This is a genomic window from Candidatus Clostridium radicumherbarum, assembly GCF_045310525.1.
GTDB lineage: Bacteria > Bacillota > Clostridia > Clostridiales > Clostridiaceae > Clostridium_AT > Clostridium_AT radicumherbarum.
The window spans coordinates 1,526,901-1,543,726 of the sequence record NZ_JBJHZY010000001.1; the positions used below are offsets into that span (position 1 = coordinate 1,526,901).

The 16,826-nt window shown below is 34.4% G+C and carries 9 protein-coding genes; 8 read left to right on the top strand and 1 reads right to left on the bottom strand.

Going from position 1 to position 16,826, the window contains the following annotated elements; genetic code table 11:
* Position 1: 1 nt before the first annotated feature.
* Entirely contained in the window at positions 2-988 is a 987-nt protein-coding gene (locus ACJDUH_RS07250) for a tocopherol cyclase family protein (protein ID WP_406764482.1), read from the bottom strand.
* 309 nt (positions 989-1,297) lie between these two features.
* Between ACJDUH_RS07250 and ACJDUH_RS07255 the strand changes: the two genes are divergently transcribed.
* From ACJDUH_RS07255 to ACJDUH_RS07290, 8 genes are all read left to right on the top strand, one after another.
* Positions 1,298-2,641 (top strand): serpin family protein, encoded by a 1,344-nt coding sequence (locus ACJDUH_RS07255; RefSeq protein ID WP_406765028.1) that lies wholly within the window; start codon positions 1,298-1,300, stop codon positions 2,639-2,641.
* Between the two features lie 22 nt (positions 2,642-2,663).
* Positions 2,664-3,044 carry a RidA family protein gene (locus ACJDUH_RS07260; protein ID WP_406764483.1) on the top strand — a complete coding sequence of 127 codons (381 nt, stop codon included), beginning with the start codon at positions 2,664-2,666 and terminating at the stop codon, positions 3,042-3,044.
* Positions 3,045-3,072: 28 nt separating this feature from the next.
* Positions 3,073-3,618 (top strand): GNAT family N-acetyltransferase, encoded by a 546-nt coding sequence (locus ACJDUH_RS07265; RefSeq protein ID WP_406764484.1) that lies wholly within the window; start codon positions 3,073-3,075, stop codon positions 3,616-3,618.
* Between the two features lie 136 nt (positions 3,619-3,754).
* Complete coding sequence (locus ACJDUH_RS07270) at positions 3,755-5,971, top strand: ATP-dependent endonuclease (protein WP_406764485.1); 2,217 nt, start codon at positions 3,755-3,757, stop codon at positions 5,969-5,971.
* Positions 5,972-5,974: 3 nt separating this feature from the next.
* A complete protein-coding gene (locus ACJDUH_RS07275) occupies positions 5,975-7,834 on the top strand; it encodes a UvrD-helicase domain-containing protein (protein WP_406764486.1) in 1,860 nt (619 codons plus the stop codon).
* Between the two features lie 1,453 nt (positions 7,835-9,287).
* Entirely contained in the window at positions 9,288-11,855 is a 2,568-nt protein-coding gene (locus ACJDUH_RS07280) for a type I restriction-modification system subunit M (protein WP_406764487.1), read from the top strand.
* Position 11,856: 1 nt separating this feature from the next.
* A complete protein-coding gene (locus ACJDUH_RS07285; protein WP_406764488.1) occupies positions 11,857-13,098 on the top strand; it encodes a restriction endonuclease subunit S in 1,242 nt (413 codons plus the stop codon).
* Between the two features lie 13 nt (positions 13,099-13,111).
* Positions 13,112-16,258: a type I restriction endonuclease subunit R, EcoR124 family gene (locus ACJDUH_RS07290; protein WP_406764489.1), complete on the top strand. Its 3,147-nt coding sequence runs from the start codon at positions 13,112-13,114 to the stop codon at positions 16,256-16,258.
* Positions 16,259-16,826 lie beyond the last annotated feature (568 nt).

Consider the following 16,826-nt stretch of genomic DNA (forward strand, 5'->3'; position numbering starts at 1 on the left):
ATTAATGTATATAATCCAAGATATTTTTTTGCTCTCCGCCATATTCTATTCCTGTACATTCACCTTCGTCTTCAAAAATAACAACATCTTTAGTTAAATCAATGAGCCTAAGATGGACAATCCCTTTAAGATTCTCCTCCAGCATAGGTATCATCTCGCTGCCTTTTGGACCATAGCATCTAATGAATCTGTCTTTATTTGTCTTGGTATGAATATACATTTTATACTTATTATTTTGAATAGTAAGCTCAACATCTCCATTATCTTCCACAATATTAATTGTACTTTTATTCATAGTAGTAAACTTATAAAATTTATTGTTAAACAAAAAGCCTATTAAGAAGCCTCTAAAGCTGCTGCGTAAAAAAGGAATGTGGCCTATGGAGCAGCTTAAGGCCGCCTTATAATTTTTAAAACAATTACACTGTACCCAAATCCAAGAAAGAGGGAAGGACTTTCCCCAATTCTTTTCTATGTAGCCTTTTCCATTATTAAAATCTATAACTTCACCATTAACATTAAGGCTTCCCATTAAGTCAACATCAATAGCGCAAACCTGACTGTAGCATTCCATAAAGGGAATGAAATTATAATAGCCCATACTGCCTGGGCTAATAAAGGAGTCAGGCCATTTGATTAAATTTTTAAAATTTATAGTTCCAAAGATTTTAAGGTTATCTTCATTTATATCAATAGACATTTGATCTAAGGAAAAACTGTTTCTTCCTACACCAATATTGAATTTCTTATTATTCCAGGAAAAATCCACAATATTATATTTAAAATAGTTAAACTCTGCCTCATTTCCTCTTAATAATTGAATAAAGGAATGAGATGTAGTTTCACTTGTTCCATAACTTATACCTGGAATAAAGGCAAAAACCTGCTGCCTTTTTGCATCCACAACTTTGAAGTACCAGCCTTCAAAATAATCTTTTCTCTTAAATTTACCATGATACAAATTAGGATAAAAAATCTCTTTAGACACAACTATTCCTCATAATCTTTCTTAATAATTTAAGTCCTTAGTAATTAATTATTGACTATATGAAGTTTTTAAATACAAATAAATATTCAATAGATAGAATAGATTTTCTGGAATCTTCGTAACAATTTTGAAATTTTTAGATATATAGTTTATAATAAGATTACAAATATAGTAAAATGTACCATAGCCTTAAGCTCATAAAGAAATGAGATACGTACTTAATTTGAAGATTTTTTTAGGAGAAGTCGATTAGATAATTTCAACGTATAAGAAAGTATAAAATATTTATGAGAGGGTGATAACTTGAAAATGAAGAAATTAACAGCATTGATCATAACCATGGGAGTAATTATTGGAATGACTGGATGCAGCAGTAATGGCACAAAAGCTATAAATAATTCAGTAACAAATCCTATTCAGTCGAAAGATAGCAATTTGGAAAAGGCAGATGTAATTAATGCTGCAGTAAGTCCAGTATACCCGAAGAGTATAGCTTTTGGGGATTATGATGGATGGTTTTCTGTAAAGAAAGACAACAAACTTGAAGACAGCTTCTCAAATTCTTTAAAGGACTTTTCCAATAAATCAACTTCTCTATTATTAAAGAATCAAACAAAAAATATTAGCTATTCACCAGTAAGCCTTTATATGGCACTTTCACTTGCAAGCTCAGGTGCAACTGGAGCAACTCAAGAGGAGATGCTAAAAGCACTGAATGCGGGGGATAAGAAAACAGACTTTATAAGTGAACAAAACGGTAAGCTTTTCAGACTCTTGTATACTAATAATGATATTGGAAAGCTTAACTTAGCAAATTCCTTATGGCTAAATAAAGGAAACAACTTTAAAAAGAGCTTTTTAGATAATGCATCGAAGAATTTTTATGCTTCTATTTTTAATATTGATTTTAAGGACCAGAATTCTTCAAAGCTTATGTCAGACTGGATTTCTAAAAATACCAATGGAATTCTTACACCACAAATAAACTTTGGAAAAGAGCAAATTATGTCCATTATAAACACTATTTACTTCAAGGATCAATGGGCAGATAAATTTGATGTGAAAGCAACTAAAAAAGACACCTTTTATTTAAAGAATGGTGACGAGGTTAAATGCGATTTTATGAACAGAACCTATGTAACTCACAGCTTTATTAAAGGTGATGGTTTTACTAGTTCAACCCTAAGTTTAAAGAATTCTAATAGTATGATCTTTATTCTGCCTGACAAGGGCATCAGCGCAGACAGTTTATTGGAGTCACCTGAAAAGGTTGCAACGCTTTTTGATGAGAAAGATATTAAAAATGGAAAAGTAATTTTTCAGATACCTAAATTTTCCTACGGCAGCAGCCTAAGTCTCAAGGAAACATTAAATTGCCTTGGGATAAAAAAAGCATTTGAAAAAACTGCAGATTTTTCAGGTATAACTGAAGGTACAGCTTTTATTTCAGATATAAAGCAGGAAACCCATGTAGCTATTGATGAAAAAGGCGTAGAAGCAGCAGCTTTTACACAAATAGATTATAGCGGATCAGCTCCTCCTAAGGATGAGAAGGCAGAAATGATTTTAAACAGGCCTTTCATATATGCTATTAAAGGAAGTACAGGAGACATATTATTTGTTGGAGTAGTTAATAATCCAAATGAAAAATAAAGAAGAATGAGGGGGAATTATAATGGTAAGAAAAGCAATTAATGCAGCAGGAGCTGTTGCTGTAGGACCATATTCACATGCAGTTGAATCAGAAGGCTTAATATTTTTATCTGGGCAAACACCCATAGATTCTGAAACAGGAAAACTTGTAGAAGGTGATATAACAAAGCAAACAAAGCAATGCTTTAAAAACCTCTTTAATGTATTAAATGCTTGCGGCCTAACACCAGATGATGTTGAAAAAGTAAATGTATTTTTAACTGATATGAGTAATTTTACTGCTATGAATGAAGTTTACTCAAAGCAGTTTTCCATGCCCTACCCAGCACGTACAACTATAGGGGTTGCAGCACTGCCTCTAGGGGCTCAGGTTGAAATTGAAATGATTGCTAGGAGGAAGTAGCACTAAAGAATAAAGAGGGGGAAAGCAAATGGGGAAAATCAATAATGAAAGTTACATAATAAATGATAAGAAGCTTATATTAAGAACTGTTGAAGTTCACGACTCAGAAAGTATAATAAATTTACTAAAAAAGATAGATGAAGAAACTACTTTTATGCTAAGAGAACCAGGTGAATTTCAATTATCTATCGAGCAGGAAGAAAAGCTACTTCAGGATATGATTGATTCAAAAACAAGCACATTAATAGCAGCTGAATACGATGGTAAAATAATTGGAACCTGCGGCATAAATGGAAATACAAGAAAAAGGCTAGCACATACTGCAAATCTTGGTATTGCAATAGAAAAAGAACATTGGAGCCAAGGCGTAGGTAGAAAATTAATGGAAGCAGGTATTAAGTGGGCTAAAGAGTCTGGAATAACTAGGCTTACACTAGAGGTAGACACTGACAATTACAAAGCCATAAGCTTATATCTAAAACTTGGATTCGAAATAGAGGGAACACATAGAAATGATAAACGGTTGGCTGATGGGAGTTATAGGAGTGGGCATTCAATGGCTTTGTTGTGGTGAAGAGTGGAATTTTCCACTTTTTTGTTGTTTATAGAAGGAATTGGGAGATTTGTGAAGAATATTATAATTATAAATTTCATATTCAGTGAACCTTACTATTAAAAAATTGGAATTAAGATTGTGTGGAGGTCTATTTATGAGGATTTCGTCTATATATATTCAGAACTTCCGAAAATTAAGGCAGTGCCGTATTGATTTTAGCAAAAAGACAACTCTGTTTGTTGGTGCTAATAATAGTGGAAAAACGTCTGCTATGGATGCATTGGGTAAATTTTTAGCGGGAAGAAGCTTTGTTTTTAACGATCTTACCTTATCCAATCGGACCTTAATAAACGTGAATGGTGAAGAATTGGTTGGCAATGAATGCAAAATACCGGAGGATTTATCAAAATGGGAAGCCCTTTTGCCTATGATGGACGTTTGGTTAGAGGTAGAGCGTAGCGAGATTCATTATGTTGCCAGCATTATTCCCACCCTGAAATGGCGTGGTGGAAAACTCGGGATTCGTTTAGCTTTTCAACCTAAAGATATTTCAAAGTTATTTGCAGAATATCGGGAGGCATATTCTGCGGCTCGTACCACTGAAGCTGCAGGGAAAGGAAAAGATGCCTCTCATATAAATTTATACCCAAGAGATTTATGTGATTTCCTCGACAAAAAATTAACAACATATTTTTCTATCAAGTCATATGTGCTAGATCCCAAGCAGTCAGAAGCGAAAGTTCCGCAGTCAACCCCGTATGGAATGGAATGCTTCACTGACAACCCTTTAAAGGGTATTATTAGAATAGACATGATTGATGCTCAACGTGGTTTTTCTGATCCGGAGTCTTCCGATGAAAGTGAAAGGTCTCGGAAACAGTTGTCTACCCAGATGCGCAGCTATTACGACAAACACTTAGATCCTGAGAAACTCCCCACCCCTAAGGATTTAGAAATACTGGAAGTCACCGAACAAGCGAGAGGTGTCTTTGATAAAAATCTAGCTGAGAAGTTTGCCCCTGCAATTCAGGAACTGGAAGGCTTGGGTTATCCAGGCGTAACTGATCCTAAAATTACGATTACAACCAAGGTTAGCACAAGTGAGACATTGAAACACGATTCTGCCGTGCAGTATGCACTTAGCAAAAACGATGGGACGCTGAAGCTGCCGGAAAAATATAATGGCTTGGGCTATCAGAATCTTATTTCAATGGTTTTCGATCTCATGAGTTTTCGAGACAGTTGGATGAGAGTTGGAAAAGCCCTGCAAGCACAGGATACTACGGATACAATTGAGCCATTGCATCTTGTTCTAGTAGAAGAGCCGGAAGCGCATTTGCATATGCAGGTACAGCAAGTATTTATACGGAAAGCCTACTCAGTACTGCGAAATCATAAGTTTCTTAAAGACAATAAGAATTTTGCCACGCAGCTTGTTATCAGCACACATTCCAGCCATATCGCACGTGAGACGGACTTCTCTGATTTGCGCTATTTCAAGCGACTTCCAGAATGCGCTGAGTGCAATGTTGCAACAGCAAAAGTAATTAATCTATCCGATGTGTTCGGCAAAGAAGATGAGACAGACAAATTTGTAACACGATACCTGCAAACAACTCATTGCGACTTATTTTTCGCAGATGCCGCTATATTAGTTGAAGGTTCTGCTGAAAGTATGTTAGTGCCTCATTTTATAAGGGATCATTATCCAGAGTTACATCAAAGATATGTTTCTATACTTAATATAAATGGCCGTCATTCACATCGCTTGAGTCCTTTAATTGATAAACTGTGTTTACCAACATTAGTGATTTCCGATTTGGACTCTGTGGAACCAGATGGTTACCATAAGGCGGCTCGTCCTGTTAGAAACAAAGGGTTAATAAGCAGTAATTATGCAATTACTGATTGGTTAGTTAAGGAAAAAGATTTAGATAAACTTTTGGATCTTCCAGTAGAACGAAAAGTACTCACAAATTACACTGCTGACAAATACTCTGTTCGTATTGCCTATCAGACCCCATTAACTGTCGATTTTGATAAAATACCAACCGAAGCATTGTCGAGCACGTTTGAAGATTGTGTTGTCTACACGAACTATGAATTATTTAAGGGTCTTAAAGAAAGTGACATTGGAAGTGATGCTGGTAGTCTTATTAAAAAAGTTAATGCCGCACTTAATACTGTAAAATCATTTGAAGAACTCCACAAGCAAATATATAGTGTGCTTCGAGACGGGAAGTCTGATCAAAAAGCAGAATTTGCTTTGGATTTAATTTATACTATTGATCCAAACAGTCTTACAGTTCCTCCGTATATTGCGGAAGGCTTAGATTGGCTTCAAACTTTTCTGCGTCCGGAGGTGTGTTGAAACATGGAAGGTATAAAAGCTGTCCAGCAATTATCGGATAACTACATAGATGATCATGTGGACGATGAAATAAAACTATGTTTCTCTGAAGATAGTCCCAAAAGCTTCTTTATGTTTGCAGGTGCAGGTTCTGGCAAAACACGAAGCTTAATTAATGCGCTTTCTTTTTTGGACAAAGAAATGGGAGCTAAATTTTCTGCACACTCCAAACAGGTTGCAGTTATAACTTACACAAATGCCGCCTGTGACGAAATATCTAAAAGGCTTCAATATAAGCCTATTTTTGCAGTATCAACTATTCATAGCTTTCTATGGGAACTGATTAAAAATTATCAGACCGATATAAAGGCTTGGATTATTGAATCTCTAAAAAAGGATATTGCCGAATTGAATGAAAAACAGGCTAAAGGACGTGGCGGTGATGCCACTGTTAAAAGGGCAGAAGAAATTAAAAGGAAGTCTACTCGCCTTGCTAAGATTGAAAGCGTAAAGAGATTTTCCTACAACCCTAATGGAGACAATGTGGGCTATGACTCTCTAAGCCATAGTGAAGTTGTTAAAATGGGTTCTGAATTTATAACCACCGAAGAAACCATGCAGGAAATCTTAGTCGGTAAATATCCAGTCTTGCTAATTGACGAGAGCCAAGATACAAAGAAAGAGCTTGTTGACGCTTTACTTATTGTCTATGAGAAATATAAGGACAGATTCGTTATGGGCATGTTCGGCGACACGATGCAGAGAATATATATGGATGGCAAAGATAATTTAGCATGGTGTATCCCTGACGAATGGGAAAAACCAGAAAAGGTTATGAATCATCGTAGCGCTAAGCGGATAGTAGAGTTAGCCAATACAATTCGAAATACTATTGATAAACAGCAGCAGCGTCCTCGCTCTGATGCCGAGGCGGGAACGGTGAGTTTATTCATAGCAGATTCATCGGCCAATAAAGAAGAGGTGGAACGTCGAGCAGCTAAAATTATGGCTGAGAAGGCTAATGACAATGACTGGCTTGATGCCGCCAAATATAAAAGCTTAATACTGGAGCATCACATGGCAGCCAGTAGATTTGGATTTTTTGACTTATATTCACCGCTTAATGAATCCAAAGCTTTTGACACATTTTTGCGTGACGGATCAATATCTGAAATATCGTTTTTATCTAATGTTGTTTCTCCACTAGTAAATGCATACCAAAATGATAATGATTTTGAGGTTTCGAAAATTATTCGTCAGTACTCTCCTCTTATTGACAAAAAAGCATTTCGGAAATGTTCTGAAGACCAAGCTAAGTTGCTAGAAGTGGCAGAAAATGCAGTTGAGGACTTGCTTACTCTTTGGAAAGATGGAGTTATCCCTACCTGCATCAATATATTAAAGAGCATTAAAAAGAATAACCTTTTTAATCTCAATGATCGTGTAGATAATATCCTATCCGAAGAAGAACAAGACGAAGATAAAAAAGTCACAGCATTACGAAAAGCACTATCTGTACCTTTTGATGAACTCGAACGATATTCGGCATATGTAACTGGCAATACCCAATTTGCTACACATCAAGGGGTTAAGGGACTAGAGTTCCCCAGGGTCATGGTTATTATGGATGATGTTGAAGCAAAAGGATTTTTGTTTAGCTATGAAAAACTTTTTGGTGCGAAGTCTAAAACTGACACAGATTTAAAAAATGAACGTGAAGGGAAGGATACTGGAATTATGCGAACAGCAAGGCTTTTCTATGTTGCGTGTTCGAGGGCTGAAAAAAGCTTAGCAGTTGTAGCTTATACAGAGGATACAGAAGCCGTTAAAAAAACTGCAATTTTAAATGGCTGGTTTTCAACAGCAGAAATTGAAGTTTTATAATACAACTAAATATCAATCATTATTCTTAATTGGATTACTGATTAATGCTTATTATAGAAAGTGGGTGTCAAGCACTCAACCAACACTTGAAGCTATGATAATGATGATAAAATAATTAAGCATAAATACATTATCGAAAGGCTTTATATGCATAAATTATACGTCAAATATGAATAAATACACATGAAATTTTGTCGTTATGTTCCCGCACACGTGGCACGTGGAGACAGTTGTGTTAATAGAGAAGAAATAGCCTGATATCAAAGGCTTTGAAGGCTTTTGAGTAAATATTGAAGTGTGTTTTATGTTCCCTCAGACTACAGTTTGGGGGAACTTTTGCTTGAGGGGGGTTAACAATTACTCAAAATTAAGAGGTTTTGCGTATTTGTTTAGTTTTGCGTAGATGTTTATTATAACAAGGGATAACACCCCTCGCCTCCACCACGTGGAGACCTGTGTACTGCTATATAAGGTGAAATAAGAATTGAATTGGACTGGATGGACGCACTCAGAGATGGGTGTGTTTTGCTGTAGAAAATTGTTTAAGTGTTTTGAAAATAATGTTAGGATGGGGTATAATAAAAAGATGAATAATTATATTAATAAAGTTATTGATAGTACCATTAAAAGTACAGGTGATGCAGTATGATAGGTTATATGAAAGCAGGAAGATACAAAGCGTGGGTTGCTTGATGAAAAACGTATAAAATATACCAAATTTTATTTATCATCGGTATTTACAATAGTAATAAAATGAACTATAAAATGCAAATGGAGAGTATGAAGGGATTACATCGGAAGAGAATAAATGTAGATTATGGCACGGGGTAAATGAATTAAGAGGTTAATGGATGCAAGTCGATATAAAGATTATATGTTAGGACTAATGGTTTATAAGTTTTTGAGTGGTAAACTTTAGAAACAAGATAGAACTTTAAAGTGGATTGACTTATTCGCCTTATAATGTTGTTAAGGAAAAAGGAACACTTGTATTACGTTCTTCTAATGTAAAAAACGGTGAAGAAGTCGATGCAGATAATGCGTCTGCCGATTAAAGCGTTGTTAATTCTAGCAATGTAAAAGAGGGAGATATAATAGTTGTAGTGTATAACAGTTCTCGTTTTTTGATTGGGAGACAAGCTCAAATCAAGGCTGAAGTGGGTAATACCGTCATTGAAGCTTTTATGATATGTAATATTCAAATCATTTCGCAGTAATAAATGCGTTACTTAACACAAAAGGATTTGACAGAGAGGTTGAAAAAAAACTAGGTGCAACAATCAACCAAATCAAAAACAGTATGTTCAAATAAATGGAATTTATGTTTCTAAAATCATAAGAGAAAACCGAATTGGAGAGATGTTTACACATATCGATAACTTTATCACTCTTCATCAACGTAAGTAAAAAACGATAAATTTATTATAAAGACTACTAGGAGGAATAAACAGATATGAACAAACAGCAACTGGCAAATAAGATTTGGGAGTCAGCTAATAAGATGCGTTCCAAGATTGAAGCTAATGAATACAAGGATTATATTCTTGGTTTTATTTTTTATAAATTCTTGTCAGATAAGGAAGTTGAATATTTAAAGACTTTGGATTGGACAGATGAAGATTTACCGGAACTTACAGAAGAAGAAAGAGATACAGTTGATTTGTGTAAGAAAAAAAATGGCTATTTTATCGCATATAACAATCTTTTTTCTACGTGGGTGAAGATGGGTAAGGACTTTGATGTGTCAAATGTTACTGATGCTCTTTCTGCATTTGAAAGAAATATTGGTAATAACTATAAGTCGGTATTTGATAAGATATTTGATACATTGCAGATGGGGTTAAATAAACTTGGCGAAACCAGTGGTGCAAGAACAAATGCAATCAGGGGACTTTTAAGTTTGATAAAAGATATTCCTATGGATGAAAAGCAAGGATATGATGTCTTGGGGTATATCTATGAATATCTTATATCAAATTTTGCATCAAATGCTGGAAAGAAGGCTGGAGAGTTCTATACGCCACATGAAGTTTCATTACTTATGTCAGAAATTATTGCATATCACTTAAAGGAGCAGAATAATATTTCTATTTATGATCCGACCTCTGGTTCCGGTTCATTGCTTATAAATATTGGAAAGAGTGCTTCTAAGTATATGGACAGTGAGAATATTAAGTATTTTGCTCAGGAGTTAAAGGAAAATACATATAACCTTACTCGAATGAATCTTGTTATGAGAGGTATAAAACCTGCTAATATACGCACAAGAAATGCAGATACTCTGGAAGAAGATTGGCCAATTGATTTGAATAGCTATCCTCCAGTGCTTAGAGTAGATGCCGTAGTTTCCAATCCTCCATATTCACAGGTTTGGAATCCAGAAGATAAAGAATTTGATGAACGATATTCGGGTTATGGTATAGCACCAAAATCAAAAGCGGATTATGCATTCTTGTTACATGATTTGTACCATGTTTCTCCGAATGGAATTATGACGATTGTATTACCTCATGGTGTGTTATTTCGAGGAGGAGAAGAGGGGGAAATACGTAAGAACTTAATTGAAAAAAATCAGATTGATGTCATTATTGGTTTGCCTGCAAACATATTTTTTGGTACTGGTATTCCAACTATAATTATGGTATTGAAGCAAACAAGGGATAATGATGATGTGTTGATTATAGATGCATCAAAGTGCTTTGAAAAAGAAGGAAAAAATAATAAGTTACGTGCTTGTGATATCAGAAAAATTGCAGATACTGTGGCAGCTAGGGCTACAGTTCCTAAGTTTTCAAGAACTGTTAGTAGAGATGAAATCAGAAAAAACGAATATAACTTAAATATTCCACGCTATGTTGATTCCTCTGAAAAGGCAGAGAGTTATGATATTTATGCATCTATGTTTGGTGGAATTCCTACAAGTGAGATTGAAGAACTGAAAGAGTACTGGGACGCTTTGGAAGGATTAAGAAGTGCTCTATTTGTTGCAGTCAATGAATTCTATTCAGAACTTGCTACGCAAAATATGAAAGATACTATAAAGAATCACGATGCGATAAAAACTTTTGAAAATACGTTTAAGAAAGCATTTGAAGGATTTGAAGAGTATTTGTTCGGCGAATTGATTGAAAATGCAGAAAGTGTTTCAGTATCAAAAGAGGAAACTAAAATTAGTAAAGATATATTTGCTCGCTTGGAAAATATTCCACTTGTTGACAGATATGAGGCATATCAATTACTGGATGATAGCTGGACTCAGATTGCTAGCGATTTAGAAATGATTCAAACAGAAGGTTTTGAAGCAACAAAGAAAGTTGACCCCAATATGGTTATTAAGAAGAAAAATGGTGCTGATGTTGAGGTACAGGAAGGCTTTATAGGACATATTATTCCATTTGATTTAGTACAGAATACAATTTTAAGGGACGATTATCAACAACTTAAAGACAAGGAGAACCGACTTAATGAGATTACTGCTATGTATGAAGAATTACTTGATTCTATGAGTGAAGAAGAAAAATCAAGCGATGCAATCAACGAAGATGGTACAGCATTTGTAAATGCACAAGTTGCTAAACTTGCAAAACAATATGCTGCTGAAATGAAAAAAGGTGATATATTTGGTGAGGATAGTTTTGAAACAAAGATTATTCAGTGCAATGGTTTGATTTTTGATGAGAAAGCATTGAAAAAAGAAATCAAAGAGGAAGCAGATGCACTTCATATTAAGACAAAAAATACTATTGAAGCATTGACTGACGATGATGTTAAAATGCTTCTTCACAGGAAGTGGATAACTAAACTTGTAAAAAGCTTATATTCTATGCCAAATACAATTGTCGAAGACTTGATAGCAAGAGTAAGTAGTATTTCAATGAAGTATAGTGAAACTTTTGAGGATGTAGAGAAGAGTATTATAGCTACAGAGAAGGAATTAAGCGTATTGTTGGAAGAACTTTGCGGCAATGAATTTGATATTAAGGGGCTCAGTGAATTTAAATTACTGTTAAAGGGTGAATAATATGATCGAAAAAAAGAAAACACCGAGGATTAGATTTGCAGGATTTACTGATGCTTGGGAACAGCGCAAGTTTGACGAATTAGCTGATTATAAAAAAGGACCTTTTGGAAGTGCATTGACCAAAGATATGTTTGTTCCGAAAGGAAACGATAATGTTAAAGTATATGAACAGCAAAATGCTATAAATAAGGATTGGAAATTAGAAAGATATTTTATTCCTAAGGATTATGCAATTAAGATGAATTCTTTCAAAGTACTTGCAGGAGATATTATTGTATCATGTGCTGGCACAATAGGCGAAATATATGTATTACCAATGGATGCAGAGACCGGAATTATTAATCAAGCATTAATGAGAGTTAGGGTTAAAGAAGATATTGTTGAGAAAAAATTGTTTATATATTTATTTTCTAATATGATTGAAAGCTTTTCAAAAATTCATAGTAATGGGTCAGCAATGAAAAATATACCACCATTTTCAGACCTAAAGCCGATGTTAGTGAATGTACCAACGAAAACGGAACAGAGAAAACTTATTAGCTTGTTAATAGATCTCGACAAACTTATCACCCTTCATCAGCGTAAGTATAACAAGCTAGAAGTAATGAAGAAATCCATGTTAGAAAAAATGTTTCCTAAAAGTGGTTCAAATATTCCAGAAATAAGATTTGCAGGATTTACTGATGCTTGGGAGCAGCGTAAGTTTTCAGATATAACATATCTGGCTGGAGAAAAGAATCGAAACAATATTCCATATCAAAGTTATTCTATATCAAATGAAAAAGGCTTTATTCCACAAGATGAGCAATTTGAAAATGGTGGAACAATGAAAGAAGCTGATAAAAGTATGTATCTTATTGTTCAACCAAATTCATTTGCATATAATCCGGCAAGAATAAATGTAGGGTCTATTGGATACTATGATTTGCCTGAAAATGTAATTGTTAGCTCACTTTACGAGGTGTTCAAAACATCAGATGATATAGATGATAGATTTCTATGGCATTGGTTCAAATCAGATTTGTTCCCTAAATTTATTGAGCGTTACCAAGAAGGTGGGGTTCGTATGTACTTTTATTATAATAAATTATGTATGTGTTCCTTGGATTTGCCAAGCATAGAAGAACAAAGGAAAATAGGCAAATATTTTGATAAGTTCGATAACCTTATCACCCTTCATCAGCGTAAGCTGGAGAAACTGAAAAAAATCAAGAAATCTATGTTAGAAAAAATGTTTATATAGGAGGTGTTCGCCCGTGAGTTATAAAAATAGTTATGATAAGGAAGTGAATTTTGAAAATGACCTAATTAAGATGCTTATTGAAGATAAAGGATGGAAGGATGGTGTCCTTGAATATCCTACAGAAGAAGAGCTGATTAGAAATTGGGCAGATATAATTTATAATAGAAATAGAAGTGTGGACAGACTGGGCAATTATCCATTAACTGAAGGTGAAATGAACCAAATTATGACGCAAATTTCAATGCGTAAAACACCATTGAAACTAAATGGACTTATCAATGATGGTATAGTTCAGATAGTAAGAGATGAGGAGCAAGATACTCATAATTTCAAGAAAACAGTATCCTTGGATATTTTTAATCGAAAGGAAATTGCAGCAGGAAGAACATTTTATCAGATTGCAAGACAGCCTAAGTATAGAGCTAAGGATAGTATTTACCCTAATCGTAGGGGAGATTTTTGCCTTCTGATAAATGGTATGCCTTTGATACATGTGGAGTTAAAGAAAAGCTGCATTCCGGTAAGTGAAGCACAATATCAGATTCAGAAATATTTGAGTGAAGGAGTTTTTACAGGTATTTTTTCTCTTGTACAGATTTTTATAGCTATGAATCCAGAGGAATGCACGTACTTTGCTAATCCAGGAAGTTCGGATAAGTTTAATCAGAATTTCTGTTTTCATTGGGCCGATAGTAACAATGATCCTATTAATGAATGGCAGGATATAGCAGGTGATTTGATTTCTATTCCTATGGCGCATTATATGATTGGATTTTATACTGTAGCAGATAATACTGACAAAACACTAAAGGTAATGAGAAGTTACCAGTACAATGCTGCCAGTGCGATCGCTGATAGAGTGACTAAAATGCGTTGGAACGATAAGACCATTTATGGTGGCTATGTTTGGCAGACTACAGGCTCTGGTAAGACTATGACCTCGTTTAAGTCAGCCCAGTTGATTGCAAACTCTAAAGATGCTGATAAGGTTGTGTTTTTAATGGATCGAATTGAACTTGGGATACAATCTCTTAGAGAGTATCGTGGCTTTGCGGATGAAGCTGAAGAAGTACAAGCAACAGAAAATACAGATATTTTGATATCAAAACTTAAAAGCCCAGATACAGAGAATACATTAATTGTTACATCTATTCAGAAGATGAGTCGTATCAAGCAGGAAGATGGTGTAAACAATCATGATATAGAGCTGATAAATAGCAAGCGTATAGTATTTATTGTTGATGAATGCCATAGAAGTGTATTTGGAGAGATGTTATCAACAATAAAGTTTACATTCCCTAGAGCAATATTTTTTGGCTTCTCTGGTACTCCTATATTGGATATTAACAAGAAAAAGGATTCTACTACTGCGGATGTATTTGGAAATGAACTTGAGGGGGCTAGGTACACAGTTGCTGATGGTATGCGTGATAAAAATGTACTTGGCTTTGACAGCATTCCTCAGCCTACTTATAAGGATAAGGAATTAAGAAGATTAGTAGCGCTAGATAAGGCAAGAGCTACTGATGAAGCAGAAGCACTTGCTGACGAAAATAAGAAAGAAGTATACCTTCACTGGATGAATGATGTTCCAATGGGAGAAGAATTAGATGATGAAGGAAACAGATTGGAAAGCATCGAGGGAGCATTATCAGATGCACTGTATAATTGCGATAAACACAGAAATAAAGTTATCGATGATATTTTGGATAATTGGGTATCACAAAGTCTTGATGGTAAATACCACGCAATCCTAGCATGCAGTAGTATTGCAGAGGCGATTGAATATTATAAACTAATGAAATCAAGAGAATGTTATTTGAAAGTGACAGCTGTTTTTGATCCTAGTGATGGAAATAATGAACACTCTATCGAGAAGATACATGGAATTCATGATATTTTAAGCGACTACAATCAGATGTATGATAAGACTTTCGGAATTTCTACTTATTCTGGATTTAAAAAAGATGTGTGTGCAAGATTAGCACATAAAGAACCTTATCTTGCAGTGGAAAACGATAAGAAAAAGTGTTTAGATATTTTGATTGTTGTTGATCAGATGCTTACTGGATATGATTCAAAGTGGCTTAATACATTGTATATGGATAAAATCTATAGATGGAACAATATAGAAATGGTCATACAAGCGTTCTCACGTACAAACAGAGTGTTCCAAAATGATAAAAAGCACGGAATAATTAGATATTATCGTAGACCCTATACAATGAAAAATATAATTGAATATGCTTTCAAATCATATTCAGGGGATAAGCCATATGGAATATTTGTGCCTAAACTTAAGCAGAATCTTGAAAATATGAATTACGCATTTTCTGATATAAAGGATATTTTTGTGCTTGCAGATATTCCGGATTTTTCTAGACTACCTGCTGAAGCAGATGAGAAAAGGAAGTTTGCTAGTTTGTTCAGACAGCTTCACAATTATCTTGAATCTGCTAGAGTACAGGGATTTGTATGGGAAAAATTAGAATATGGAGAAGATGAAGGGATTTTTGATGGAAATGTCACAGTTCTTTTTGATAAGATCACATATGAAACATTATTGGCACGTTATAAAGAGTTAAGAAGAGGCGGCGGCGGACCAAGTGTTGATGTTGGATATGATATTGACCCATATTTAATGTCTTTGCCTACTGATAAAATTGATTCTGACTATATGAATTCAAGATTTAGAAAATATTATAAGATGGTTGAAGAAGGTGCCGATGAGGAAAATAAGAGTGCTATGCTTAATGAACTGCACAAATCTTTTGCTACTCTTTCTCAAGAAGAACAGAAATATGCTCATATGGTCATTAGAGATATTCAGAATTCAGTTTTGCTGTATGATGAGTCAAAATCAATTAATGATTATATTTCTTCATATAGGACAAAGGCAAGGAATGAAGAATTACATAACTTCGCTATCAAACTTGGTATAGATGAAAATGCTTTAAGAGAATTTATGTCATTAAATGTTAATGAGCATAATATTGATGAGTTTGGGCGTTTTGAAAAGTTAAAACAAACTATAGATATTGATATTGCACAGCTTTATTTTGAGAGAAAAGAAGGTTTATCAATTCCAAGGCGTAAGATACATCCTAAAATTGATAAAATGCTTAGAGAATTTATTCTTAATGGAGGAAATGAAGTGTAAAAATGGTAACGTTTTGGTAACAGAGTAAGGTTATACAATTGGGAAAATTATTTATTGGGTTGGTTACTACCTTGACAAAACACTATACGGATTATGTACTTTACTAATAAGAAATTCTAGATTAAGGATGGAAGGTTTGAATTTGGGAATAATCTAATTTATTTGGAAAGTTCATTTGCAGAAGAAAATTCATCTAGACAGCATCAAATTTGAGATATAATAACGGTCTATACTGTAGATGGAGGAATATCTGATGGTATTACAGAAAATGAAGTGAAATCAACTATATTCTTCAAGGGTTATACACTGGTAGAGTTTATGGGCTAAATGGGAATAATTGCTCAATGGATGGATTATTACAGCATAATGTTATGAAGCTTTCCCAGAAACTTAACCAGCTATTCACTGGTGTTAGTATAATATTGTAGACATAGAAAGCCGAATACAGCAGATAAAATTCTAATTCGCTAAACATGGATTTAGCGAAGTAATAGTTTTGCAACTAAGGATGAAAATGCAATAAATAAAGTATGTTTTGATGTAAATCTTTCTGGTGAAGAAGTTGAAC